Source organism: Rhodopseudomonas palustris, assembly GCF_007005445.1.
In the GTDB taxonomy this organism is placed as follows: Bacteria; Pseudomonadota; Alphaproteobacteria; order Rhizobiales; family Xanthobacteraceae; genus Rhodopseudomonas; species Rhodopseudomonas palustris_G.
On record NZ_CP041387.1, the window covers coordinates 4,340,447 to 4,366,484 of the forward strand.

At 66.0% G+C, this 26,038-nt stretch carries 22 protein-coding genes; 7 read left to right on the forward strand and 15 right to left on the reverse strand.

The features are described from left to right. The first annotated feature begins 144 nt into the window (after positions 1-144). Positions 145-459, forward strand: coding sequence for a hypothetical protein (locus tag FLL57_RS19980; RefSeq protein WP_142883829.1), 315 nt, complete (start codon positions 145-147; stop codon positions 457-459). Between the two features lie 20 nt (positions 460-479). On the opposite strand, the gene FLL57_RS19985 is transcribed toward FLL57_RS19980, so the two are convergent. The 3 genes from FLL57_RS19985 to mtgA form a co-directional block, all read right to left on the reverse strand. Further along, on the reverse strand, positions 480-1,118 hold the full coding sequence (locus FLL57_RS19985) for a hypothetical protein (RefSeq protein ID WP_047308902.1): 639 nt from the start codon (positions 1,116-1,118) through the stop codon (positions 480-482). A 250-nt stretch (positions 1,119-1,368) separates the two neighbouring features. Next, on the reverse strand, positions 1,369-1,551 hold the full coding sequence (rpmF, locus tag FLL57_RS19990; RefSeq protein ID WP_013500393.1) for a 50S ribosomal protein L32: 183 nt from the start codon (positions 1,549-1,551) through the stop codon (positions 1,369-1,371). Between the two features lie 161 nt (positions 1,552-1,712). After that, a complete protein-coding gene (gene mtgA / locus FLL57_RS19995) occupies positions 1,713-2,417 on the reverse strand; it encodes a monofunctional biosynthetic peptidoglycan transglycosylase (protein ID WP_013500392.1) in 705 nt (234 codons plus the stop codon). Positions 2,418-2,517: 100 nt separating this feature from the next. On the opposite strand from mtgA, the gene FLL57_RS20000 reads away from it, so the two are divergent. Next, on the forward strand, positions 2,518-3,444 hold the full coding sequence (locus FLL57_RS20000; RefSeq protein WP_013500391.1) for a polyprenyl synthetase family protein: 927 nt from the start codon (positions 2,518-2,520) through the stop codon (positions 3,442-3,444). Between the two features lie 10 nt (positions 3,445-3,454). On the opposite strand, the gene FLL57_RS20005 is transcribed toward FLL57_RS20000, so the two are convergent. From FLL57_RS20005 to FLL57_RS20025, 5 genes are all read right to left on the reverse strand, one after another. Continuing rightward, a complete protein-coding gene (locus FLL57_RS20005) occupies positions 3,455-3,898 on the reverse strand; it encodes a BLUF domain-containing protein (protein ID WP_013500390.1) in 444 nt (147 codons plus the stop codon). Positions 3,899-3,915: 17 nt separating this feature from the next. Continuing rightward, positions 3,916-5,625 (reverse strand): putative bifunctional diguanylate cyclase/phosphodiesterase, encoded by a 1,710-nt coding sequence (locus FLL57_RS20010; RefSeq protein ID WP_142883830.1) that lies wholly within the window; start codon positions 5,623-5,625, stop codon positions 3,916-3,918. A gap of 483 nt (positions 5,626-6,108) precedes the next feature. Continuing rightward, on the reverse strand, positions 6,109-7,404 hold the full coding sequence (ispG, locus tag FLL57_RS20015; protein WP_047309688.1) for a flavodoxin-dependent (E)-4-hydroxy-3-methylbut-2-enyl-diphosphate synthase: 1,296 nt from the start codon (positions 7,402-7,404) through the stop codon (positions 6,109-6,111). A gap of 13 nt (positions 7,405-7,417) precedes the next feature. Further along, positions 7,418-8,341, reverse strand: coding sequence for a DMT family transporter (locus tag FLL57_RS20020; RefSeq protein ID WP_142883831.1), 924 nt, complete (start codon positions 8,339-8,341; stop codon positions 7,418-7,420). Positions 8,342-8,506: 165 nt separating this feature from the next. Further along, positions 8,507-8,995 (reverse strand): Fur family transcriptional regulator, encoded by a 489-nt coding sequence (locus FLL57_RS20025; RefSeq protein ID WP_013500385.1) that lies wholly within the window; start codon positions 8,993-8,995, stop codon positions 8,507-8,509. A gap of 201 nt (positions 8,996-9,196) precedes the next feature. On the opposite strand from FLL57_RS20025, the gene FLL57_RS20030 reads away from it, so the two are divergent. The 3 genes from FLL57_RS20030 to FLL57_RS20040 are packed head-to-tail and all read left to right on the forward strand — an operon-like array spanning position 9,197 to position 12,408. Next, the gene (locus tag FLL57_RS20030) at positions 9,197-9,658 is read left to right on the forward strand and encodes a MarR family winged helix-turn-helix transcriptional regulator (protein ID WP_013500384.1); all 462 of its coding nucleotides are present in this window, start codon (positions 9,197-9,199) and stop codon (positions 9,656-9,658) included. A 17-nt stretch (positions 9,659-9,675) separates the two neighbouring features. Continuing rightward, entirely contained in the window at positions 9,676-10,842 is a 1,167-nt protein-coding gene (locus tag FLL57_RS20035; protein ID WP_142883832.1) for an HlyD family secretion protein, read from the forward strand. Positions 10,843-10,845: 3 nt separating this feature from the next. Further along, positions 10,846-12,408 (forward strand): DHA2 family efflux MFS transporter permease subunit, encoded by a 1,563-nt coding sequence (locus FLL57_RS20040; RefSeq protein ID WP_142883833.1) that lies wholly within the window; start codon positions 10,846-10,848, stop codon positions 12,406-12,408. A gap of 168 nt (positions 12,409-12,576) precedes the next feature. Here FLL57_RS20040 and pcaF read toward each other — a convergent pair whose 3' ends face one another. Continuing rightward, a complete protein-coding gene (gene pcaF, locus FLL57_RS20045; RefSeq protein WP_142883834.1) occupies positions 12,577-13,785 on the reverse strand; it encodes a 3-oxoadipyl-CoA thiolase in 1,209 nt (402 codons plus the stop codon). 162 nt (positions 13,786-13,947) lie between these two features. On the opposite strand from pcaF, the gene mutS reads away from it, so the two are divergent. Then, positions 13,948-16,671, forward strand: a complete 2,724-nt coding sequence (mutS, locus tag FLL57_RS20050; protein ID WP_142883835.1) for a DNA mismatch repair protein MutS — start codon at positions 13,948-13,950, stop codon at positions 16,669-16,671. A gap of 91 nt (positions 16,672-16,762) precedes the next feature. Here the strand turns inward: mutS and FLL57_RS20055 are convergent, their stop codons facing one another. Next, on the reverse strand, positions 16,763-17,680 hold the full coding sequence (locus FLL57_RS20055; protein WP_013500379.1) for a peptidylprolyl isomerase: 918 nt from the start codon (positions 17,678-17,680) through the stop codon (positions 16,763-16,765). A gap of 342 nt (positions 17,681-18,022) precedes the next feature. On the opposite strand from FLL57_RS20055, the gene secA reads away from it, so the two are divergent. Beyond that, a complete protein-coding gene (gene secA / locus FLL57_RS20060; RefSeq protein WP_013500378.1) occupies positions 18,023-20,863 on the forward strand; it encodes a preprotein translocase subunit SecA in 2,841 nt (946 codons plus the stop codon). A 239-nt stretch (positions 20,864-21,102) separates the two neighbouring features. Here the strand turns inward: secA and FLL57_RS20065 are convergent, their stop codons facing one another. The 5 genes from FLL57_RS20065 to FLL57_RS20085 all read right to left on the reverse strand — a co-directional run bounded on the left by FLL57_RS20065 (position 21,103) and on the right by FLL57_RS20085 (position 26,001). Next, a complete protein-coding gene (locus tag FLL57_RS20065; RefSeq protein WP_142883836.1) occupies positions 21,103-22,536 on the reverse strand; it encodes a L,D-transpeptidase family protein in 1,434 nt (477 codons plus the stop codon). 371 nt (positions 22,537-22,907) lie between these two features. Beyond that, a complete protein-coding gene (locus FLL57_RS20070) occupies positions 22,908-23,870 on the reverse strand; it encodes an acetyl-CoA carboxylase carboxyltransferase subunit alpha (RefSeq protein ID WP_142883837.1) in 963 nt (320 codons plus the stop codon). Positions 23,871-24,085: 215 nt separating this feature from the next. Next, the gene (locus FLL57_RS20075; RefSeq protein ID WP_235677176.1) at positions 24,086-24,688 is read right to left on the reverse strand and encodes a PadR family transcriptional regulator; all 603 of its coding nucleotides are present in this window, start codon (positions 24,686-24,688) and stop codon (positions 24,086-24,088) included. A gap of 133 nt (positions 24,689-24,821) precedes the next feature. Further along, complete coding sequence (gene xerD / locus FLL57_RS20080; RefSeq protein WP_142883839.1) at positions 24,822-25,838, reverse strand: site-specific tyrosine recombinase XerD; 1,017 nt, start codon at positions 25,836-25,838, stop codon at positions 24,822-24,824. A gap of 16 nt (positions 25,839-25,854) precedes the next feature. After that, positions 25,855-26,001, reverse strand: coding sequence for a hypothetical protein (locus tag FLL57_RS20085; RefSeq protein ID WP_013500373.1), 147 nt, complete (start codon positions 25,999-26,001; stop codon positions 25,855-25,857). Positions 26,002-26,038 lie beyond the last annotated feature (37 nt).

The window sequence follows — 26,038 nt, forward strand, 5'->3', positions numbered from 1 at the left end:
GAAACCAATTCCGATTTCGGGACAGGAACGGAAGCCCCGGCCTCGGCATACTACTAGGCAAGCCTTCCGGCACACGACTTGCGACGACGCCGTCAGGACAGGGCAACCCGTCCCGAAACGAGACAAGTGAACGTGGGTGCGATTATGGCAAAGGTCTGGATCGAGGACGGAAGCGATCTCCACGGCGCCTCAGCGGAGCCGGATTGCGCCGAGGCCGAGCTGATCGAGCCTCTGCCGGTCCCGGTGACGCCGCCGCCGATGCGAACCCGCTACACCGACCGTCAGGTTCGGCCATCCTCGAACTTCGTGGCACAATTGATGGCGATCGACGGCGGCTATCCGCAGACCCGGGACTGCAATCGCGCCGAGCCCGGACAAGCCAACGCCGCCTACCGCTCGACCGGCGGTCACGCCTACGCGGCACCGTCGTCTGGCCTTCGCACCCAGCGAATGTCCTGATCGCCCCCGGTCGACGTCTCTCAACGCGCTGGCGACTTTTCCTCTGCCTTCGCCAATTCGGCGACGGCCTGCGACCCGGCGGCCTTCACCGGCTCGGGGCGATCGAGCAGAACCGCTTCGGCGATCGAGGCCGCGGTCGTCGCGGCCGAGGTCGGCTCTGCGGTTTGGGGCGACAGTTCGCTAGCCGGCAGCGCGGGCGCAGGCGCTTCCGTCGTGTCTTCCGGCAGAGCGATCGGTTGAACGGCCTTGCCGCGACGCTTCGCCGGCTGACCGGCCCTTGCCGCACTCTGGTGCCGGCTGCGCAGCGCAACGCCGCTCAGGAAATCGACCAGCGCCAACATCGCCAGCACGAACACCGTCTGGTTGGCGAACTGCGGCAGCATCACGAATTCCGCCACGGTTCCGCCGAGCACCAGAAGCGACAGCAGATGATCGGTGAGATATTTGGCGCCGGGCCGCGCCGCCTTCATCACCTCGGGCAACAGCAGCAGAACGCCGAGCGCCATCAGCACGTCGCCGAGCGCGATCGTCCAGGTCGCCCCGGAGGGCAGCGCCACGCGAGCCAGCGCCGCGTCGAACCCCAGCCCCGGCATCAGGAAGACGATGATGTTGCAGATCGCGACGGGGATCAGCAGCAGCGGGAAACCGATAATCGACATCGGTGAAGCCTGTGGTTCACGACAAACAGATGCGTCCCTGCGATCGTCCGGACGCGGACGTCAACTCGCTAACGCAACACTTGGCACGAAATCAGGACTTCTCACGACTTCAGCCGTGCCGGAACGCGTTCGCACCGAGCGCCGCATCCGTGCGGCCGACGATCGCGTCCATCCCGTAAGATCTGGCGCGGCGGCGGCGTGTTCACCGAACACGCGGGCGTGCCGCGCCGACAGGACCCGAGCGGAGCGCTCAGGAATCCTTTTTCTTCAGCACCTGACGGCCCTTGTACATCCCGGTCTTGAGATCGAGATGATGCGGACGGCGCAGTTCGCCAGAGTCCTTGTCCTCGGCATAGGTCGGACGCTTCAGCGCGTCCGCAGACCGACGCATGCCACGCCGCGAGGGCGAAGTTTTTCTTCTCGGAACGGCCATATCGATAATCCTTGACGGAGGTTCCCTGGCGAAATCGGTGTCGGCGTCCACACTGGGACGGCCCGCTTGCGCGCAGGCGAAATGCGTAAGGCCGGGCTTATAACGGAAGCCGGACCGGAATGCTAGGGCAACGGATCGGCAAATTTCGCCCCAACCCGCGGTCAGGATTCGCGATTTTGCTGCCAGCACTGCCGCAGCTCGGCCGAGCGGGCGCGGGCGACGTAGGTCGCGGCAAGCCGCCGCACGCCGCGACCAGGCGCCTTGGCGCTGCGAATCCGCGGGTTCGGCAAAATCGCCGCCAGCAATGCTGCCTCTTTGGCCGACAATTGAGCCGCGGAGCGGCCGAAGGCGTAGTCGGCGCCGGCCATCGCGCCGAACTGGCCGTCCGGCCCCCACTCGGCGATGTTGAGGTAGATTTCGAGGATCCGACGCTTCGACATCACCAGATCGATCCATAACGCCAGCGGCGCCTCCAGCGCCTTGCGGATCACGCTGCGGCCCGGCCACAGGAACAGGTTCTTCGCCACCTGCTGGGTGATGGTCGAGCCGCCGCGGCTGGTGCTGTCGTCGTCGAGGACATCGCGCACCGCATCCCAATCGATGCCGCGATGACTACAGAACTTGGCGTCTTCGGCGGCCACCACGGAGCGCGGCAGCGCCGGAGAGATCGTCTCGATATCGATCCAGCTCCGGCTCACCGGGGCGCCGGTGAGCCAGCGCCCCAGCATCAGGGTCGAGCCCGGCTGACCTCCGGCCGCATAGAGAACGGTGAGCAGATAAGGCAGGGCCAGCAGTGCGAGCACCGCCAGAACGACCATGCGAACCACGCGCTTGGCGCGAAGCGGAGACGCAACGGGATCAGACACGATCGCTCCCGGTGATGGCGGCCCCCTTGCCCTCCGCCGAATTGACGAAGCCGGTGCCATGATGAATGGTCCGGCCGAATTTTATCTGGAGCACTTCCGAATGGCCACCGCCACGTCCACGATCGACTTTGCCAAGCGGCTCGATAGCACCGCCGAAGACACCGAAGCGCTGCTCGGCCGACTGTTGTCCGACGAATTGATGACGGACGAGATCGCCCGGCCGCGCCGGCTGATGGAGGCGATCCGGTACTCTACTCTCGGCGGCGGCAAGCGACTGCGGCCATTTCTCGCAGTCGAAAGCGCGGCGGTGTTCGGCATCGATCGCGACGCCGCGCTTCTGGTCGGCGCCGCGCTGGAGTGCATCCACTGCTACTCGCTGATCCACGACGACCTTCCGGCGATGGACGACAGCGACCTGCGTCGCGGCCGGCCGACGCTGCACAAGGCTTACGACGATGCCACCGCAATCCTCGCCGGCGACGCGCTGCTGACCTTCGCGTTCGATATCGTCACTCGCGACGAGGTGCACACGGATCCGACCGTGCGGCTGATGCTGACGCGGGTACTGGCGCGCTGCGCCGGGCTCGGCGGCATGGTCGGCGGCCAGATGCTCGATCTCGCCGGAGAAGGCCGGTTCGGTGACCGCGAGCCGGTCGACGTCGCGAAGCTGCAACAGATGAAGACCGGCGCCCTGCTCCGCTACGGTTGCGTCGCCGGCGCGATCCTGGGCCAAGCCAACGCCGAGCAGTATCGCGCGCTCGACGATTACGGCCGTGCGCTCGGCGAGGCATTCCAGATCGCCGACGACCTGCTCGACGTCGAGAGCGACGCGGAAGCGCTCGGCAAGCCGGCCGGCGCCGATGCCGCGCTCGGCAAGACCACCTTCGTCACCCAGCTCGGCATCGACGGCGCCAAGCAGCGGCTGCGCGACTTGATTGCGCGGGCCGATCAGGCGCTGGCGCCGTTCGGCGAACGCGGCGACGTACTTCGCGCCGCCGCCCGCTTCGTGGCGGAGCGGAAGAACTGATCCGGGCGGCTCATGCCGCGCGGGCTTCTTCCTCGAATGCGAGGTTGCGGACGATGTCGAGCAGGCGATCACCTTCGATCCGCTCGGCACTGAAGCCGGTCTGCCGGCCGATATGGCCGAACAGATTCTCGTCCTCGCGCGATCGCCCGAGGAACGCCATCGACCAGTTGCTGAACAGCCGCGCCTCGGCTGCGCCGAAGGCGAGCACCTGAATATCGCCGTGGCGTTCGTCGCGCAGAATCTTCTCGAACAGCCGTTCGACCGAGGGGCATGGGCCTTCCAGCACCTGGGCGAACAGGCCGCGGTTGAACACCAGCGCGCCGGTGATCTGAAGCGGCGGATTGTTGCGGCGCGCGGCCGCCAGGATCGAATCGACCTCCTCGGCGATCCGAACCGGACCGCCGGCGATCAGATTCTTGCTGTAGTACACGCAGCGGAAGAGCCGGCTCGACATCGGCGGACGATTCCAGGTCAGAGGCTGACTTCAGTCGCAGCGTCGATCACGTTGCGGCTTTCGGCGAGGAAGTGCTCGATGTCTCCGGGCGGGATCGGCCGGCTGATCAGATAGCCCTGCACGTCGGTGCAGCCGTCGGCCGCGACCCGCGCGAGCTGGTCCTCGGTTTCGACGCCTTCAGCCACCGTCGCCATGCCGAGGCTGGCACCGAGCGAGGCGATTGCCCGCACGATCGCGCGGTTTCCGGGATCTTCCGATGCCGCGCGCACGAACGACTGATCGATCTTGATCTTGTCGAACGGGAAGCTGCGCAAGTAACCGAGAGACGAATAGCCGGTGCCGAAATCGTCCAGAGATACCCGGACGCCGAGGCCGCGGAGTTGTTGCAGCACCGCGAGCGCATTGCCGCGCGAATCGAGCATCACGCTTTCGGTAATCTCCAGCTCCAACCGCCGCGGGTCGAGCCCGCTGTCGGCGAGCGCGGAGACGACGGTCGCCACCAGCGACCGGTTGGCGAACTGGATCGCCGAAATGTTGACTGCGACCATGTAGTCGCCCGGCCAGGCGGCAGCGTCGCGGCAGGCGGTGCGCAGCACCCACTCGCCGATCGGACCGATGATCCCGGTCTCCTCGGCGATCGGAATGAAGTCGAGCGGCGACACCGGGCCCCGCGTCGGGCAGCGCCAGCGCAGCAACGCCTCGAAGCCACTCACCCGCCGGCTCTGCAGATTCACTTGCGGCTGATACACCAGCGAGAACTCGCGCAGCGCCAACGCCCGCCGCAGATCGGTTTCGAGCGCGCGTCGCGCCCGCATGCTCTCGTCCATGGCGGATTCGAACACGCGATAGCCGGCGTAGCGCTCCTGCTTGGCGCGGTGCAGCGCCAGATCGGCGTTCTTCGACACGGCGTCGACGTCGAGGTCGTCGTCGGTCAGCAGCGCGATGCCGACGAACGCGCTGACATTGATGAGCTGACCTTCGAGCAGATACGGCCGACCGAGCAGATCGACCAGGCGTTTGGCCAGCATCACCGCGGCTTCGGGCTGATCGCGCCCGGTCTGGATCACGCCGAATTCGTCGGCCTCGAGCCGGGCGAGCACGTCGCTCGGCGTCAGCGCCGAGCTGATGCGTTTGGCGACCAAGCAGAGCAGCGCATCACCGATGGTTCGCCCGAGCGTGTCGTTGATCGCCTTGAAGCGATCGAGATCGACCGTCAGCACCGCGGCATCGCGGCGGATATCGAGAGGCTGCGCCAGCAGATCGCCGAGACGTTCGCGGAACACCAGTCGGTTCGGGAGTTGGGTCAGACGATCGGTGCGCACAAGCTCGGCGCCGACGATACCCTGGCGCAGACGCTCGCTGATGTCGGCGGCGCTGATCAGCCAGCCGCCCGGAAATGCCGTGATGTCGATCCAGTAGATCCGTTCGTCCGGGAAAATGATCGGGCGCGACGCCTTGCCGCCCTCGCGGTTGGGATCGAAACCGAACCGCAACAGGAGCTGTTCGCGGGGAATCGCGCCGAACGCCAGGTCGAACATCGGATTGGTCAGCGCGATCTCACCGTCCGGCGAGATCAGCGCCAGCCCGATGTCGATCGCCATGAACGCCGACAGCGTCAACTGCGCGGTGCGCTGCGACGGATCGTGATCCACCGCCCCCCCCGGAGCGCTCCCGCTCACCTGTGGCTCCAGCAGATCGACCGTCCGAATGACTGAGACTACCCCCATAACCGTGAACAAGACGCCGGGAGTATTGCCAAATGCATAATTACCACCAGACCGCCGCAGCGACGGTAAATCGCTGGTTAGTTGAATGGCAGGCGTTTGAGACGAAAGTCGAACGTATTTCCACCAAGCACGGCGCCTGATGCGTATTCTGCTAAGGCCTTTCCGATCAGGACTTCCGCAAAGATGCGCGTCGCGTCTGACCCGCCGCGCCAATGCTGCTGCCCTGCATGCTGCGGGCCAGCGAAGCGTTTTAATCTCGCGTCTGATCCGCCGCTCAGGCGATTGCGAATCTGCTCTGGGAACGAACGCGGATGCTGGACGAGTTTCCTCCCGCCGGCCACGCCACCGCTCTGACGAGCTTACGAGCGCTATCTTTCACAGGGTGGATGAAGCCAAGGATGAAGTCGTCATCCTCAGCGTCAGACGCATAGCAGGACGCGATCCCACGCGCTCCGAATGAGAGCGCGTGCCGCAGGCCGGGACTTACTCCGCCGCCGGCACCATCTGGGCGGCGCCGGGCTTCGGCGTCGCGCCGTAACGCTGCTCGATGTAGTCGATCACCAGCGCCTTGAAGTCGGACGCGATGGTGTCGCCGCGCAGGGTGCGGAATTTCTGGCCGTCGACGAACACCGGGGCGGCCGGCGACTCGCCGGTGCCGGGCAGCGAGATACCGATATTGGCGTGCTTGCTTTCGCCCGGGCCGTTGACGATGCAGCCCATCACCGCGACGTTCAGGTTCTCGACACCCGGATAGCGGCTGCGCCACTCCGGCATCTCGTCGCGGATGAAGTCCTGGATCGAGCGCGCCAACTCCTGGAAGGTCGTGGAGGTGGTGCGACCGCAGCCGGGGCAGGCCGCGACCAGCGGCACGAAGGTGCGGAAGCCCATGGTCTGCAGCAGTTCCTGCGCGACCTGGACCTCACGGGTGCGATCACCGCCCGGCTCGGGGGTCAGCGAAATCCGGATGGTGTCGCCGATGCCCTGCTGCAGCAGGATGCCGAGCGCCGCGGACGACGCCACGATGCCCTTGCTGCCCATGCCGGCTTCGGTGAGGCCGAGATGGATCGCGTAGTCGGAGCGCGAGGCCAGATCCTGGTACACGGCGATCAGGTCCTGCACCGCCGAGACCTTGGCGGACAGGATCATCTTGTTCTTGGGCAAGCCGATCTCTTCGGCGCGCGCCGCCGACAGCAGTGCCGACTGCACCATCGCCTCTCGGGTGACGGCGCGGACGTCGCGCGGATAGGCGCTGGCGGCGTTCTCGTCCATCAGCTTGGTCAGCAGCTCCTGGTCGAGCGAGCCCCAATTGGCGCCGATGCGGACCGCCTTGTTGTTCCGAATCGCGATCTCGACGATGTCGGCGAACTGCGTGTCACGCTTGTTCTTGAAGCCGACATTGCCCGGATTGATCCGGTACTTGTCGAGCGCCTCGGCGCAGGCCGGGTACTCGGCGAGCAGCTTGTGGCCGATGTAGTGGAAGTCGCCGATGATCGGCGTGGTCAGGCCGAGCTTGCGGATGCCGTCGCGGATGTGCGGGACGGCGGCGGCCGCCTCCTCGCGGTCGACGGTGATCCGGACCATCTCCGAACCGGCCCGGGCCAGCGCGGCGATCTGCTTGATGGTGCCCTCGACATCCGCGGTGTCGGTATTGGTCATCGACTGCACGACGATCGGCGCGCCGCCGCCGACGGCCACATCGCCGACCATGACCTGGGTGGTTTGGTGCCGCGGCGCGGGGCCGGCGACGTCGTCCTGCAGCGGATTTTCGAGCTTGTTCATGGCGGTCCGAATATCAGGTTTTTGTGACATTCAGCAATGGATCGTTGGGTGCAGGAACCGGAGCCGGCCGGTTGACGAGATAAAGGCCGGCGATCACCAGCACCGCCGCGGCGCCGAATGCCGGGGTCAGCGGGTCGTGCATGATCAGATAACCGGCCGCCACCCCGAATAAAGGGGTAATGAAGGTGAAAGCCGACAATTTGCTGGCCGAGTAGGTTTTCACCAGCCCAAACCACAGCAGGAACGTCAGGCCGACCACCCAGATGGTCTGATAGGCCATCAGACCGAGCGACAACGGAGACGGCATTTTGGTGATGGTCTCGCCTGACAGGGCGGCCGCGGCGGCCAGGATCGGGACCGAAACCGCCACCTGATAGGCCAACCCCTTCTCGGCCGGGGCACGCTGCAGCCGGGTCGACTTGACGATCAGGGTAGTGGCGGCCCACAGCGCTCCCCCGCCGACCAGCATCAGGTCGCCGACCAGGACGCTGGTGTCGACATCGGCCTGGGGCACCCCGATCGCCAACGCCACCCCGGCGAAACTCAGCCCCAGCCCGGCCCATTGCAGCCTGCGCAGCCGCTCGCCGAGCAACCGGTACGAGCCGAGCGCGACAAAGAATGGCGCGGTGTACAGGAACACAACCGCCCGGGACGCAGTGGTCAGGGTGAGGCCGCGATAGATCAGCACGAATTCGAGCCCGAACAGCACACCGGCCGACAGCCCGGCCCATAGCGTGCCGTCGCGCTGGAACAGCTTGACCCGGCGTGATCTGGCGATGATCAGGATGACGATCAGCGCGCCGGCCGAGCGGATCGCCGCCTGCAGGAACGGCGGGATGTCCGGCAGCACCAGCTTCACCGCGATCTGGTTGAAGCCCCACGACAGACAGCACAGCAGCATCAGCGCGATCGCGCCGGCGCTCAGCGAACGCCCCATGGTGCCGCTCACCGCGGCCGTCGCGACGACTGATTCGGCGGGTTGGAACTGCCCGGCGCACGCGGGCGGAACGGCAGACTCGACATTATTGCCTCCGGCTTTTCGCCGTGTTGTGGCGGGCGCTGGCGCGCCTCGCTCCTCCCATCCTTCAAGGCGTAAACCGCGTCAGGCGGGTTGGCAATGCCCGCACACGCCGGTGATCTCGACCACCGACATCTTCGGCGTGAAGCCGGTTTGACGCGCCGCCTCGTTGAGGATTTCCGTCACTTCCGACGCCGACACTTCCCCGACCGATCCGCAGCACTCGCAGATCAGGAACGCCACCGTTGCGGTGTCGCTGTGGTCGTGGCCGCAGGCGAGGAATGCGTTGCGGCTCTCGATCCGGTGCACCAACCCGTTCTGCATCAGGAAATCCAGAGCTCGATACACCGTGATCGGCGCCGGCCGCGGCATCACCCGGGCCAGTTCCTCGATCACCTCGTAGGCGCCGAGCGGCCGGTGGCTGGACAGCAACGCCTGCAGCACATTGCGCCGGATTGGAGTCAGATTCTGCGAACGGCCGGCGCAGACCCGCTCGGCATGCGCAATTCCTTCGGCAGTGCAGCGGTCGTGGTCGTGACCCGGCGCAGGGAATGTCGGCTTCAGTGCGGTCATCCGGTCAATCGTCACCTGTGAGGAGCAGACCCTATGAGGCCGGCCTGCTTGTGCGAGCCGCCACTCTACTACGACGGGTCGGTCAAGTCTTGCGGGCGGCTTGGATTTGCGAGGCATGCGCATTTGGATCGGTCGCATGCAGTTCCCGTAGCTTGCATAATAATAAGCAAGCTTATCTTATCCCATGCTTAGGAGACGCCCATGACCTCCGGTCAGCCTGACCAGGACTTCATCTTCGTGTTCGCCGAGGTGCAGCGGCTGATCCGAGCTTATGCCGATCGGCAGGCGGCGCGGCACGGCATCACCCGCGCCCAATGGGCCGTGCTCGCCAAGGTGGAGCGCGCCGAAGGGCTGAAGCAATCCGAACTCGCCGAGATGATGGAGCTACAGCCGATCACCCTGACCCGGCTCATCGACAAGCTGTGCGACCGCGGCTGGCTCGAACGCCGCAACGACGACACCGATCGCCGCTGCAAGCGCCTTCATTTGCGCGAAGCGGCGCGGCCGCTGCTCGCCGAACTCGCCGGCCTGCGCGCCGAACTCACCGCCACTGCGCTCGCCGGGCTCGCTCCGGACGATGCGCAGCGCCTGGTGGGGCAGATGCAAATCATCAAGGAAAATCTGCGCGGCGCCATCCAGCACAATTGCCACCGCGAACAATAACAAACGGGAGGAACGCTATGGCTGAACCGGCCCTGAAATTCCCAACCGAACAGAAGGATGCATCGCCCGGTCCGGCCCTCGCTGCCGCTGGCGGACCGCGCGGCCTCGGAGCGAGACTGCGCCGCTATCGCCGGCCGCTGCTGCTGATCGTGCTGCCGCTGGTGGCGCTGATCGGCGGCATCACCTTCTACCTAGAGGGCGGCCGCTACGTCACCACCGACGACGCCTATGTGGGCGCTCAGAAGGTGCTGATCACGCCGGACGTCGCCGGCAAGATCGTCGAGGTGACGGTGAAGGAAGGCCAGCATGTCGAGCCCGGCGACGAGCTCTTCCAGATCGATCCGGTGCCGTTCCGTCTCATGGTGGCCCAGGCCCAGGCCAAGCTCGCCGACGCCAAGACCAGCCACGCCAATCTGGTGGCCAACGTCAAGCTGTACGGCCACACCATCGAGCTGGTGAACGCCGGCATCGCGCTGAAGCAGCGCGACGTCGAACGCAAGACCTCGCTGGTGCAGAGCCGCGCCGGCTCACAGCTCGACCTCGACAACTCCACCGCCGCGCTGGTGACGGCGCAGGCGCAGTTGCAACTCGTCAAACAGCAACAGTCCACCGCGCTCAATCAACTGCTCGGCGATCCCGAACTGCCGCTGGAGAAGTTTCCCGCCTACGCCCAGGCCAAGGCGGCGCTCGAAGACGCTGAACGCAACCTGCGACTGGCCACGGTGCGGGCGCCGATGCGCGGCACCGCCACCCAGGTGGACAACATTCAGCTCGGCCGCTTCGTCGCCGCCGGCACGCCGGTGTTCAGCGTCATCGACACCTCGCAGCCCTGGGTCGACGCCAATCCGAAGGAAAGCGATTTCACCTATGTGGCGGTGGGTCAGACCGTGACGCTGGACGTCGATGCCTTCCCGGATCACCCGTTCAAGGGCCGGGTGACGTCGCTGTCGCCGGGCACCGGCGCGCAATTCGCGGTGCTGCCGCCGCAGAACGCCACCGGCAACTTCGTCAAGGTGGTGCAGCGCGTGCCGCTGCGGATCGCGTTCGACGAAACCGACGCGATGGTGCGCCGGTTGAAGGCGGGCATGAGCGTGAACGTGTCGATCGACACCAATCACCGGCGTTCGCTGGCAGGCCTGCTCGGCTTCGGCCGCGCCGCCGCGGCCCAGCCGGAGCACCACTGACCGATGGCGGGCGCCGCACAATCCCACGCGGTCCCCGGCTTCCGCCGGAACATGGTGACGATCTGCGCCATGACGGCGACGATCATGCAGGCGCTCGACACCACGATCGCCAACGTCGCGCTGCCCTATATGCAGGGCTCGCTGTCGGCGTCGCAGGACCAGATCAACTGGGTGCTGACGTCCTATATCGTGGCCGCCGCGATCATGACGGCGCCGGTCGGCTGGATCGCCAACCGATTCGGACGCAAGCGCATCTTCATCATCTGCGCGGCCGGCTTCACCGTCGCCTCGGTGATGTGCGGCCTCGCCCAGGACATCACCCAGATGGTGGCGTTCCGACTGCTGCAGGGCGTGTTCGGCGCCGCGCTGGTGCCGCTGTCGCAGGCGGTGATGCTCGACAGCTACGCGCTGCACGAGCGCGCCAAGGCGATGTCGATCTGGGGCATGGGCGTGATGATGGGACCGATCATGGGCCCGTCGCTCGGCGCCTGGCTGACCGAAACCTACTCCTGGCACTGGGTGTTCTTCGTCAATTTGCCGTTCGGCGCCATCACGGTGCTCGGCTTGGCGATGTTCATGGAAGAGACCGACACGAACCAGGAGCTCAAGTTCGACTGGTTCGGCTTCGCAGCGCTCGCGGTCGGTATCGGCGCGATGCAGCTCGCGCTCGACCGCGGCGAACAGCTCGACTGGTTCAATTCGCCGGAGATCGTCATCGAGTCGATCGTCTCCGTGGTCGGGTTCTATTACTTCTTCGCGCACTCTTTCACCACCGAACGTCCGTTCATCCAGTTCGCGATCTTCAAAGACCGCAACTTCATCGGCGGCGTGATCTTCATGACGGTGATGGGGCTGGTGCTGTTCTCGACGATGGCGCTGTCGTCGCCGTTCCTGCAGAATGTCGAGGGCTATCCGATCATGACCGCCGGCCTGCTGCTCGCCTCCCGCGGCTGCGGCACCTTCGTGGCGATGATGATCGTCGGCCGGATCATGCGCCACATCGAGGCGCGCACCCTGATCGCCACCGGCCTGTCGCTGACCTGCGCGTCGCTCTACGTGATGACCGGCTGGACCGACCAGACCAGCGTGCCCTCCGTGGTCGTCACCAGCATCATCCAGGGCTTCGGCTTCGGCCTGGTATTCGTGCCGCTGTCGACGGTGGCGTTCATGACGCTGCCCGGACATCTGCGCACCGACGGCACCGCGATGCTGACGCTGGTGCGCAACGTCGCCAGCTCGGTCGGGATCTCGGTGGTGATCGCCAAGCTGTCGTCGGGCACCACCACGGCACACGCCATACTGTCCGAGCATATCAACCCGTTCAACGACGCGCTCCAGATGCCGAACGTCACCGGCATGATCGACCTGTCGACCACCACCGGCAAGGCGACGATCGACGCGATCGTCACCATGCAGGCGCAGATCATCGCGTTCTCGCACGACTACGCGATGGTGATGTTCCTGACCGCCGCCGCGGTGCCGATGGCAATCATCATCGGCTCGACTAAGGCCGCGCTGCGCAAGCAGGGCGAAGCCGCAGCGGATCATGCGGCGGTGATGGAGTAGCTTATTCAGCTCTCCCCGCGCGGGAAGAGGCCGGATGGCCGAGCAATTGAACCCGGCCGTCATTCCGGACGCCGCGCAGCGGCGATCCGGAATCCCGAGGTGATGTACACGGATCGAGATTCAGGGTTCGCTCACTGGCGTGAGCGCCCCGGAATGACCGGGTGATCCTTAATTCACCTTCTCGATCGCCATCGCGACGCCCTGGCCGACGCCGACGCACATCGTGGCGAGCGCGAGCTTGCCGCCGCGCTTCTCCATGCCGTGCACCGCGGTCAGCGCCAGGCGGGCGCCGCTCATGCCGAGCGGATGGCCGAGCGCGATCGCGCCGCCGTGCGGATTGACGAGGTCGGCGTCGTCTTGGACGCCGAGCTGGCGCAGGCAGGCGATGCCCTGGGAGGCAAACGCTTCGTTCAGCTCGATCAGATCGAAGTCGCTGATCTTGAGCCCGAGCCGTTCCATCAGCTTCCTGGTGGCCGGCACCGGGCCGATGCCCATGATCCGCGGCGGCACAGCGGCGGAGGCGAGACCGAGGATTTTTCCGCGCGGCGTCAGGCCGTATTTCTTGACGGCGGCTTCGGAGGCGATCAGCAGCGCCGCAGCGCCGTCATTGACGCCCGAGGCATTGCCGGCCGTCACCGTGCCGGGATTGCGCACGATCGGCTTCAGCTTGGCGAGGCCTTCCAGTGTGGTTTCGGGGCGCGGATGCTCGTCCTTGTCGACGGTGATCGGCCCGGCCTTGCCGCCCGTATAGGTCACCGGCGCGATCTCCTCGGCGAAATAGCCGGCCGCGATCGCCGCGCCGGCGCGCTGCTGGGAGCGGATCGCGAACGCGTCCTGGTCGGCGCGCGAGATCTGGAACTCCTCGGCGACGTTCTCGCCGGTCTCCGGCATCGAATCGACGCCGTATTGCTGCTTCATCAGCGGATTGATGAAGCGCCAGCCGATCGTAGTGTCGAAGATGTCGGCGGTGCGGGCGAATGCTTCGGTCGCCTTGCCCTGCACGAACGGCGCGCGGGTCATCGACTCGACGCCGCCGGCGATCGCCAGATCGATTTCGCCGCCGCGGATCGCACGGCCCGCGGCTCCGACCGCATCGAGCCCGGAGGCGCACAGCCGGTTCAGGGTCTGACCGGGCACCGAATCCGGCAGGCCGGCCAGCAGCGCCGCCATCCGGGCGACGTTGCGGTTGTCCTCGCCGGCCTGGTTGGCGCAGCCGAAGAACACCTCGTCGACCGCGCTCCAGTCCATGTCGGGGTGCCTGGCCATCAGCGCCTTGATCGGCACCGCCGCGAGATCGTCGGTCCGAACCTTGGCGAGCGACCCACCGTACCGGCCGATCGGGGTGCGCACAGCGTCGCAGATGAACACGTCGGCCATCAGATTCTCCCTTGTTGGCATGACCCGGGCTGAGTGCCGGACTTGGGGGCGAGTTGTAGGAAGCCGGCCGGGCGCGGTCAATGTGCGCGGCATACGCGAAACCCGTGCATGGCCGGCGCCGCGCGGTAGGAAGCCCGGGGCGAATTTTGCTATGCATCGGCCATGACCATCCGACCCGACATCGCTCCGCCGCCCGAACCCGCATTGCCCGCCGAGGCGCCGGCCAAAATGTCGCCGATGATGGAGCAGTACCACGAGATCAAGGCCGCCAATCCGGGCCTGCTCCTGTTCTACCGGATGGGGGATTTCTACGAGCTGTTCTTCGAGGACGCCGAGATCGCCTCGCGGGCGCTCGGCATCACGCTGACCAAGCGCGGCAAGCATCTGGGCGCCGACATTCCGATGTGCGGCGTGCCGGTGGAGCGCTCCGACGATTATCTGCACCGGCTGATCGCACTCGGCCACCGTGTCGCGGTGTGCGAACAGACCGAGGATCCGGCCGCGGCCCGCGCCCGCAAAAGCGTGGTGCGGCGGGACGTGGTGCGGCTGATCACGCCCGGCACGCTGACCGAAGACACCCTGCTCGACGCCCGCGCCAACAACTATCTGCTGGCGATCGCCCGCGCGCGCGGCTCGTCCGGTGCCGACCGCATCGGTCTCGCCTGGATCGACATCTCGACCGGCGAATTCTGCGTCACCGAGTGTTCGACCGGCGAACTCGCCGCGACGCTGGCGCGGATCAATCCGAACGAAGCGATCGTGCCGGACGCGCTCTATGGCGACGCTGAACTCGCCCCGACCCTGCGCGAGCTCGCCGCCGTCACGCCGCTGACCCGCGACGTGTTCGATTCAGCCACCGCCGAGCGACGGCTGTGCGATTACTTCGCCGTTGCCACCATGGACGGCCTCGCCGCGTTGTCACGGCTGGAGGCGACCGCGGCGGCGGCCTGCGTCACCTATGTCGACCGCACCCAGCTCGGCAAGCGCCCGCCGTTGTCGCCGCCAGCGCGCGAAGCCTCCGGCACCACGATGGCGATCGACCCGGCGACCCGCGCCAACCTCGAACTGACCCGCACGCTTGCCGGCGAACGCCGAGGTTCGCTGCTCGACGCGATCGATTGCACCGTCACCGCCGCCGGGTCGCGGCTGCTGGCGCAGCGGCTCGCCGCGCCGCTGACCGATGCGGCTGCGATCGCGCGCCGGCTCGATGCGGTCGAGGCTTTCGCGGCAGATTCCGGGCTTCGCGAACAGATCCGCAGCTCGCTCCGCGCGGCGCCCGACATGGCGCGTGCACTGGCGCGACTGTCGCTCGGCCGCGGCGGGCCGCGAGATCTGGCGAACTTGCGTGACGGCATCCGTGCTGCCGACGAGGTGCTGACGCAGCTCGGCCAGCTCGCCACGCCGCCGCAGGAAATCTCGGCCGCGATCGCGGCGCTGCAGCGCCCCTCGCGCGAGCTGTGCGCCGAGCTCGGCCGCGCGCTCGCCGACGATCTGCCGCTATTGAAGCGCGACGGCGGCTTCGTGCGCGACGGCTACGAGCCGGCGCTCGACGAGACCCGCAAGCTGCGCGACGCCTCGCGTCTTGTCGTGGCCTCGATGCAGGCGCGCTATGCCGACGACACCGGCATCAAAGGTCTGAAGATCCGGCACAACAACGTGCTCGGTTACTTCGTCGAAGTCTCGGCGCAGCACGGCGACAGACTGATGGCGCCGCCGCTCAACGCCACCTTCATCCATCGCCAGACGCTGGCCGGCCAGGTCCGCTTCACCACCGCCGAGCTCGGCGAGATCGAGGCCAAGATCGCCAATGCGGGCGACCGCGCGCTCGGGCTCGAGCTGGAAATCTTCGACCGGCTGGCAGCAATGATCGATGCCGCCGGCGACGATCTGCGCGCCGCAGCGCACGCTTTCGCGCTGCTCGACGTCGCCACCGCGCTGGCCAAGCTGGCGTCTGACGACAACTACGTGCGGCCGGAGGTCGACGAGTCGCTGAGCTTCGCCATCGAAGGCGGCCGGCATCCGGTGGTCGAGCAGGCGCTGAAGCGCGCCGGCGAGCCGTTCATCGCCAATGCGTGCGATCTGTCGCCCGGGCCGGCGCAGAAGAACGGCCAGATCTGGCTGCTGACCGGCCCGAACATGGCCGGTAAGTCGACCTTCCTGCGCCAGAACGCGCTGATCGCGCTGCTCGCCCAGGTCGGCAGCTTCGTGCCGGCGAGCCGGGCCCGGATCGGCGTGGTCGACCGGCTGTTCTCGCGCGTCGGCGCCGCCGACGATCTCGCCCGCGGCCGCTCGACCTTCATGGTCGAGATGGTCGAGACCGCCGCCATCCTCAACCAGGCCTCCGAGCGGGCGCTGGTAATTCTCGACGAGATCGGCCGCGGCACCGCGACCTTCGACGGCCTATCGATCGCCTGGGCGGCGATCGAGCATCTGCACGAACAGAATCGTTGCCGCACGCTGTTCGCGACGCACTACCACGAGCTGACCGCGCTGTCGGCCAAGCTGCCGCGGCTGTTCAACGCCACGGTGCGGGTCAAGGAATGGCGCGGCGAGGTCGTATTCCTGCACGAAGTGCTGCCGGGCTCGGCCGACCGCTCCTACGGCATCCAGGTCGCTAAGCTCGCCGGCCTGCCGGCGAGCGTCGTGGCGCGGGCCAAGACGGTACTGGCCAAGCTGGAGGCCAACGATCGCGGCCAGCCAAAGACGCTGATCGACGACCTGCCGCTGTTCGCCATTACCGCCCTCGCGCCGGCCGAAGCCGCCCCGCCGAGCGAGGCGGAGCCTTTGATCGAGGCGCTCAAGGCGCTACACCCCGACGAGATGACACCGCGCGAAGCGCTCGACGCGCTGTATGCGCTCAAGGCCAAGCTGCCGAGCGCGAACTGACGTCCGGCCTGCGTCAGGCGCTCAATCGGGACGGACAGCAAAATGGCCGGGGCGAGCCCCGGCCATTTCAACACATAACTCTTTGAAAAATTTATTTCTTCGCCGGCGCCGGGGCGGCCGGTTTGGCGGCATCCGCCGGCTTGGCCGCGTCCGGCTTCGCCGGCGCCTGGTCCATCCGCTCCACCTTGGCGGCCTGGCGCAGCTTGCTGACGTAATCCGACTGCGCCTTGCGGGCGACGTACTGCTCGATCTGAGCCTTGACCTGGTCGAAGCTCGGCGGCTTACGGTTGCGCTTTTCTTCGACCTTGATGATGTGCCAGCCGAACTGACTCTTCACCGGGTCCGAGATCTTGCCCGGCTCCAGCGCAAACGCCACCGCGGAGAATTCCGGCACCATCTGGTCCTTGGTGAAGAAGCCGAGATCGCCGCCATCCGACGCGCCCGGATCCTTGGACTTCTTCTTCGCCAGCTCGGCGAAATCGGCGCCCTTCTTCAGCTCCTCGGCGACCGCCTTGGCCTCGTCCTCGGTCTCGACCAGAATGTGCCGCGCGTGGACTTCCTGCTCGCCGGAAATCTGCTTGGCGGCCTCCTCGTAGACCTTCTTCATCGCCTCGTCGGTGGTCGCGGCCTTGCCCTCGGCGGCGAGCACGTCGTCCATGAGCAGGCGATTGCGGGCGAAATCCAGCCGTTTCTTGAAATCGGCGCTGTCCTGGATCTTCTTGTCCTCGGCAGCCTTGGCGACGATCTTCATGTCGATCAGGAAGGCGAGCACGTTTTCCTTCTTGCTCGCCGGATCCATCTGGGCGAGGCTCGGGCCGAGCTCCTGCTCGGCGAGATCGACGTCGCTCTGGCGGATTTCGGCACCGTTGACCTTGGCGAGGACCGGGTTGGCATCTTCGGCGCGCACCGCGGGGGCGGCCAGCAGCGCAAATGCGAGACAACCTGTCACAGCCGCGCTGAGGAGGCCGGCGCGCAGGCCGGATGAGACTGCGTTGGACGCAGGTGTCATGGAAAATCCTTGTCTTGAAAGCCGGGGTGTCGGGGCGCCCGGAGAGTCACCCAATCGCGGCACCTTGGCAACGCGAAAACTCTGTCAAAATGATGAAATCCCTGAAAGGTCGGCGCGTTGACAACCCCCAGGCCCAGCCATATCTGTGCCGCCACAGGCTCGGGTCGGGCGGTCGTCGCGCGACCGCGCCCCGAGCAGCCGGCCCTCGGATTGCTGGATTACCAATCATTTCGCGCGAGCACCTGTATTCTGATAGGTGCCCGAGCGTCACGATGAGTTGATAGTGGCTCGAGCGAACGGCATTACGGCTGCGAAGTCACACCGCAACAACAGGAAGCTGGCATGATCGGCGCGTTCGCCCGCAAACTCTTCGGCTCCGCTAACGACCGCAGGGTCAAGGGTTACCAGTCGCGGGTCGCCGCAATCAATGCGCTCGAGCCGGAATTGTCCAAGCTTTCGGACGAGGCGCTGCGCGCCCGTACGGCCGAATTCCGCGCCGAGCTGGCCGCCGGCAAGACTCTCGACGACCTCCTGGTCCCTGCCTTCGCCACCGTCCGCGAGGCGGCCAAGCGCACGCTGGGCCAGCGCCATTTCGACGTGCAGTTGATCGGCGGCATGGTGCTGCACGAGGGCGACATCGCCGAGATGAAGACCGGCGAAGGCAAGACGCTGGTCGCCACCCTGGCGGTCTATCTCAACGCGCTGCCGGGCAAGGGTGTGCATGTCGTCACAGTCAACGACTACCTCGCCACCCGCGACTCCGGCTGGATGGGCCAGATTTACGGCTTCCTCGGCATGACCACCGGCGTGATCGTGCACGGTCTCGACGACAGCCAGCGCCAGGCCGCCTATGCCTGCGACATCACCTACGGCACCAACAACGAATACGGCTTCGATTATCTGCGCGACAACATGAAGTACCGGCTGGAGGACATGGTCCAGCGCGGGCATCATTTCGCGATCGTCGACGAAGTCGACTCGATCCTGATCGACGAAGCCCGCACCCCGCTGATCATCTCCGGCCCGCTCGACGACCGCTCCGACTTCTACAACACCATCGACACCTTCATCCCGCGGCTCGACAAGTCGGATTACGACGTCGACGAGAAGCAGCGCACCGTGACGCTGACCGAAGGCGGCATGGAGAAGATCGAGACGCTGCTGCGTGACGCCGGCCAGCTCCGGGGCGAGTCGCTCTACGATATCGAGAACGTCTCGGTGGTGCACCACGTCAACCAGGCGCTGCGCGCCCACGCCCTGTTCCACCGCGACAAGGACTACATCGTTCGCAACGACGAGGTGGTGATCATCGACGAGTTTACCGGCCGCATGATGCAGGGCCGGCGCTATTCCGAAGGCCTGCACCAGGCGCTGGAAGCCAAGGAGCACGTCACCGTCCAGCCGGAAAACCAGACGCTCGCTTCGATCACTTTCCAGAACTATTTCCGGATGTACGACAAGCTCGGCGGCATGACCGGTACGGCGGCCACCGAGGCCGACGAGTTCTTCGACATCTACAAGCTCGAAGTGGTCGAGATCCCGACCAACCTGCCGATCGCCCGTCTCGACGAAGACGACGAGGTGTATCGTACCCAGGGAGAAAAATACGCCGCGATCCTGGCCGAGGTCGAGCGCGCCAACAAGCGGATGCAGCCGGTGCTGGTCGGTACAGGCTCGATCGAAAAGTCCGAGGTGCTGGCCGAGTATCTGAAGAAGAACGGGTACAAGCAGATCGACTTCACCGACCCGAAGGGAATGGACAAGCTGTATGCGGCGGCGCGCGCGGGCAAGCCGGCAAAGCTGTTCGCAGTGCTGAACGCGCGCTTCCATGAACAGGAAGCCTATATCGTCGCCGAAGCCGGCGTGCCGGGCGCGATCACCATCGCCACCAACATGGCGGGTCGCGGCACCGACATCAAACTCGGTGGATCGCTGGAGATGCGGATTCAGCAGGAAGCCGCGCACATCACCGACGAAGCCGAGAAGGCGGCGAAGATTGCCGAGATCAAGGCCGACATCGAGCGCTTCCGCACCATGGTGCTGAACGCCGAGGACGAGATCGAGATCGAGCCCGCCAAGGGCAACAAGCCGGCCAAGACCGCCAAACGCCCCGGCGGTCTGTATATTATCGGCTCGGAGCGCCACGAAAGCCGCCGCATCGACAACCAGCTCCGCGGCCGTTCCGGACGTCAGGGCGACCCGGGTCGCTCCAAGTTCTTCCTGTCGCTGGAAGACGACCTGATGCGGATCTTCGGCTCCGGCAAGCTCGACACCATGCTGACCCGCCTCGGCCTGAAGGAAGGCGAGGCGATCATCCATCCCTGGATCAACAAGGCGCTGGAAAAGGCGCAGCAGAAGGTCGAGGCGCGCAACTTCGACATCCGCAAGAACCTCTTGAAGTTCGACGACGTCCAGAACGACCAGCGCAAGGTGATCTTCGACCAGCGCGTCGAGCTGATGAAAGAAGACAGCGTGGCCGAGACGGTCACCGACATGCGCCACACCTATATCGAGGATCTGGTTTCCAAGTACGTGCCCGAGCACGCTTATGCCGAGCAGTGGGACGTCGCCGGACTGAAGGCGGAATTGCAGCGCGTGGTCGGCTTCGACATTCCGGTCGACGAATGGGCGAAGGAAGAAGGCATCGCCGACGAGGAGCTGATGACCCGGCTGGAACGGGTGTTCGACGAGCACATGGCCGCCAAGGTCGGGCAGTGGGGCACCGACGTGATGCGCTACGCCGAAAAGAGCATCCTGCTGCAGACGCTCGACCATCTGTGGCGCGAGCATCTGGTGATGCTCGACCATCTGCGCCAGGTGATCGGCCTGCGCGGCTACGGCCAGCGCGATCCGCTGCAAGAGTACAAATCCGAAGCGTTCAATCTCTTCCAGGAGATGAGCTCACACCTGCGCGAGGCGGTGACCGCACAACTGATGCGGGTCGAGATCATTCCGCCGGATCAGCCGCAGGAGCTGCCGCCGATGGAGGTCCATAAAATGGACCCCGATACGGGCGAAGACGAAATGGCGCTTGCCAGCGTCTCGCTTGCTCCGGCCCAGGCGGCCGACAAGGCCGCTCGGGATCCGAACAAGCCGGAGACCTGGGGCAAGGTCGGCCGCAACGAGGACTGCCCCTGCGGCTCCGGCAAGAAGTACAAGCACTGCCACGGCCGCTACGCGTAAAGAGCTGCAGGCCTGATCAAGACACTCGCAATGCCCGGCCTCAGGCCGGGCATTTTGCTGTCTGGAATTCGAACCCGCAGCGGTCATCCCGGGGCGCGCAGCAATGCTGCACGAACCCGGAATCGCGGGATTGTTGAAATCCTGCTGGGGTCCCGAACGGCGAGATTTCCGGGTTCGCAGGCTGCGCCTGCGCCCCGGAATGACTGAATGATAGCTCTCCGAAGAAAGAGCGCGCCGCCTCAGCGGAACGCCGAGAAGCGGCTGTCGAACGAATTCGACGAAACCACGGGGGCGCCGCCGGAGATCATGCCGGACGGCCTGGCTGAGGCCGACGAGGTGGTTTCGGCGGCATCGACGCTCGGCTTCAACGGCGGACGCGACGCAGCGGCCTGCTTGGTCTCGGAAGCCTTCGGCGCGGCGCCTTGCGGACGCGGCGCTGGCTCGTGGCGCGTCGCGGTGCTGACCGGTGCCGACGGCACCGGCCGGGCGGACGTGGCCGACTCGTTGCCGGGCTTGTGGCTGCCGGCGAGCAGACTGCCGATATCGTCCTTGGACGCCGAGGCGACACGCGCCTTCGCAGCGCCTCCGCTCGATTCAGCCGGAGCTGCAATCAGCAGATTGTCGGACGGACGCGGCGGGTTGACGGTCGGCGGGATCGTGCCGGGCGCACGATCGAACGACGCCAGCGTCGTCGATTCGGGCGTGTCGGACAGGCCGGTCGAGGCCTCGGGAATCTTCGATGCGAACACGTGGTTCATGCCGCCGTCGATGCCGGTATTGAGGCGCGCCACCGGCGTCCCCTTGGCGATCAGCTCGGCGATCTTGACGCTGTCCTGCCTGTCTTTCTCGCGCACCGCCTGGGCGATGTCGGGACGCACCTCGTAGGCCGGACATTTGGCCGAGGCGTTGAACTGCAACGGCTTGGTCGAGCCCGGCGGCGGCGCCGCGTCGAACACGTACTTCTGCTCGCAGAAATCGACCTTGGGCTCCTGCCGCGTCACTTCGAAATGATCGTAGCCCTGCTTCAGCATCTTCCAGAACGGCATGTTCGGATTGTTGCGGTGCTTGGCGAAATTGGCCGGCGTCATCTTGAACGGATAGGCCTGGAGCTGGAAGGCGCGCTGGCCGCCGAAGAACGACTCGCGCCCGAGCGCGTAGATCTCGGCGATCTGCTCGTCGGTCATCGCGTAGCAGCCGCGCGACGAGCAGTCGCCGTGCACCATCAGTTGCGAGCCGGTCCGACCGAGCGATTTGTCGAATGCGTTCGGATAGCCGGTGTTGAACGACAGATAGTACGAGGACTGCGGGTTCATCTGACCCGGAGAGATCGAATAGAACCCTTCGGGCGCCTGCCGGTCGCCTTCGCGGATCTTCGGACCCAGATCGCCGGACCAGCGGCAGATCGGATAGGATTTCAGCAATTGAAAGATGCCGGTTCGGTCCTGCTTCCAGACCTCGAGTTCGGCTTCCTGCTTGAACAGCCGCACCAGGATCGGCGACTGCAGGTCCATGTTCTTTTCCTGCATCGCCGCAACCAACTTGGGCGGCACCGGCTGGCTGGCCTTTGCATTGGTCGCCAGCGCCATCTGATCGCTGTTGCAGCCGGCGAGCAGCGGCATCGTCGCCAGCGCAGCCGTCACAAGCAACGCGCGTACAAGCGGGCTTTTCGTCACCACGAAGCTCCCCCGACGACAGGCCAACCCGCACCCCACATTCGAGTCACCCCGGCCGTCCAGCTTCCGCGACAGCGCATCCACGACCGAAAATCTTGCGACTTCCAGCGGATTCGACCGTTCGCATTTACCAAACTCTGCGAGCCATCGGCGCCAAGGCCTCGGCACCGCGGAATTGTTACAAGATTATCCTTAAGCCCTTGGGGTCGCAAGCCGATGAGGGCAGCGATGGGGCGCTCCAGACATCATGGTCAAGGAACATTGAATCGCCGGGCCGCGGCGAAACTGCGGCCGACCGCCGAAATTCGCACCAGCGCCGCTGACTTGGTTAAGATTTGACCAATTCGTCGACCCTCGCAGCGAGGACGCGATCAGGCCAGTTTTCGGCCGATGTCGAGGAATTTCTGCCGGCGATGAGCGCGGATCGCATCGCGGCCCTGCCCCTTCAGCTCGGCGAAAGCCGCCGCGATGGCGTCGCCCGCCGTGGCGATCATCGCCGCCGGATCGCGATGGGCGCCGCCCTTCGGCTCGGCGAGAATCTGGTCGATCACCCCGAACTTCAGCAGGTCCTGGGCGGTGATCTTCATCGAGTTCGCCGCCTCCTGAGCCTTGGTGCCGTCACGCCACAGGATCGAAGATGCCGCTTCCGGCGAGATCACGCTGTACACCGCGTGCTCCAGCATCAGCACCTTGTTGGCGGTGGCGATCGCGATCGCACCGCCGGAGCCGCCTTCGCCGATCACTACGGCGACATTGGGCACGCCGAGCTGCAGGCAGGCCTCAGTCGAACGCGCGATCGCCTCGGCCTGACCGCGCTCTTCGGCGCCGATGCCCGGATAGGCGCCCGCGGTGTCGACCAGCGACAGCACCGGCAGATCGAACCGGTCGGCCATTTCCATCAGCCGCACCGCCTTGCGATAGCCTTCCGGCCGCGCCATGCCGAAATTGTGCCGTAGCCGGGTCTCCGTGGTCGACCCCTTCTCCTGGCCGATCACGCAGACGCTTTCGCCGCGGAAGCGGCCGAAGCCGCCGACCAGCGCCTCGTCATCGCCGAACTTGCGGTCGCCGGCGAGCGGCGTGAATTCGGTGATCAGCGCTTCGATGTAGTCGACGCAATGCGGCCGCTGCGGATGGCGAGCCACTTGAGTCTTCTGCCAGGGCGTCAGCGCGGCGTAGAGATCGTGCAGCGCCTGCTGCGCCTTCTCCTCGATCTTCTCGACTTCCTCGTGGATGTCGCTGCCTGAGGCCGCAAGCGTCCGCAGTTCGTCGATCTTGGAATCGAGTTCCGCCACCGGCTTTTCGAAGTCGAGATAGCTGCGCATGGGCCCGGACATGACTAGAGCGATATGGGGAGGAAAGCTGCGGCCGATAGGGGCCGCCCGGCTTTTCAAGCCATCCGGGAGCCAAGTCAAGCGGATGGGACAAGCCGCGCTTCGCATCCACCGGCGCGGCGGATGCGAATGCGTCGCGTCGCCGGCGACACGAGCATGAGCCCGACGGCCGGCATGGCGGGCCGATCCGCCGCCGGCACCGCCTCACGGCTTGATGATTACAGCCGCTCGATCCGGCTGGCGACCTCGTCGATCAGGGCCACCGCTTCGTGCAGCTTGGCCTTGTCGAGACCTTCGCCAAGGCGGTTCTGCAGCACGCTGCGCAGATTTTGCATCGCACGCCGGGCTGGAGCCGCATCGATCCGCTCGCGCATCGCGCCCAACGCATCGAGCCGGGCGATGATCGCGGCGAGTTCGGCGGCGTGGGCGGCGAGATGCGCGGCGCCCTCCGCCGTCGCGGCGAACTGCTTGCGAGCGCCTTCGGTGAGTTGCTCTTCGATCAATCCCATTTCGCTGAGCATCGTCAGCGTCGGATAGACGATACCCGGACTCGGCGCATAGGCACCGCCGGTGCGCTCTTCGATCGCCCGGATCAGATCGTAACCGTGACGTGGCTTGTCAGCGATCAGCTTGAGCAGCAGCAGCCGCAATTCGCTGCCATCGAACATCCGCCGGCCGCCGCCCCGGCGACCATGTCCGGGATGACCGAACCCGCCGATCTCGTCCTCCCATCCGCCGCCCCGGCGCGGTCCAGCGTGGAACGCCTGCGCATGATGGCCGTGACCGCGGCCGGAACGGCCGTGCCGGCCAGAAAACTGCATCTCTTTGTGAAACCCAAACATTCGTGTCAGCCTCATCGCTTAAGACACACTCAAGATATATCATCAATGGACCGCATCAAGATCGTCCATGATATATCTTGGACCCACAAGACAGGCCCGTCGGTTCGTCTAGTCAGGACCGGTTGGACAAAGGGTGCAGGTCGCGCACCAGACTCTTCAAACGCTCCTCGACCACGTGGGTGTAGATCTGGGTGGTCGAGATATCGCTGTGGCCGAGCAGCGTTTGCACGATGCGCAGATCGGCGCCGTTGTGCAGCAAATGGCTGGCGAAGGCGTGGCGCAGCACGTGTGGACTGACCAGCCGCGGCGACAGCCCGGCGCGCGCTGCCAAATCCTTCAGATCCCTTGCAAAATGCTGCCTGGTGAGATGTCCGCTGTCGCCGAAGGACGGAAACAGCCATTTCGAGGAGGCGTTCTTGGGGTCTTTGGCGACAGCCGCGACTTCTTCGAGATAGCGCGCCATCGCCTGCTTGGCACCGGCATTGAGCGGCACAAGCCGTTCCTTGTCGCCCTTGCCGCGTACCACGATCATCCGGGCGTCGCGCCGGGCCGCCGACAGCGGCAGCGCGACCAGCTCGGAGACACGCAGGCCGGTCGCGTACAGCACTTCGAGCAGACAATTCAGCCGGGCCGCACGCAGCCGCGCGGCTCCCTGTGCGGCGTCGGCCTCCTGGCGGGCGCAAGCGAGCAGCCGGTCGACATCGGCAATCGACAGCACCTTGGGCAGGCTGCGACCGCGCTTCGGCCCGGCCAGGATCGCGGCCGGATCGTCGGCGCGAATCCGCTCGCTGAGCAGAAACCGGAACAAATGCCGCAGCGCCGACAGCCGACGGGCAACGCTGGAAGTGGCGAAGCCCCGCTTGTCGAGGTCCGCCAGATAGCCGCGCAGCGCCGAGGTGTCGGCAGCCCCGATGCTGAGCCGGCGGCGGGAGAGAAAGTGCGACAGGTCGGCCAGATCGCGCCGATAGGCGTCGAGCGTGTTGGCGGAGGCGCCCTGCTCGGCCGCGATCATGTCGAGGAACAGCTCGGTCAGCCCGGCGTCGGAATACGAGGTCGGGCGGAGCGGAGCGGCCTGAGCTTCTGACTCGGGCTGCACGGTGGTCCTGGAGATGGTTCGCGGTCGTCGCATCCGACCAGCCTAGCGTCTATTTCTTGAGAAACTTGTCCGGCTGGATGGTCACGGTCATTTCCCGGGTGTTCGGGCTGACGAAATGCGCCAGCACAAAGATCGTCCCGTAGATGATACCGCCGACCACGGCGATCACCGTGAGGAACCGAAACAAGGTGGGCATGCGCGGATCTCGGCGGCGGCGTTGCAATCGGACGGGG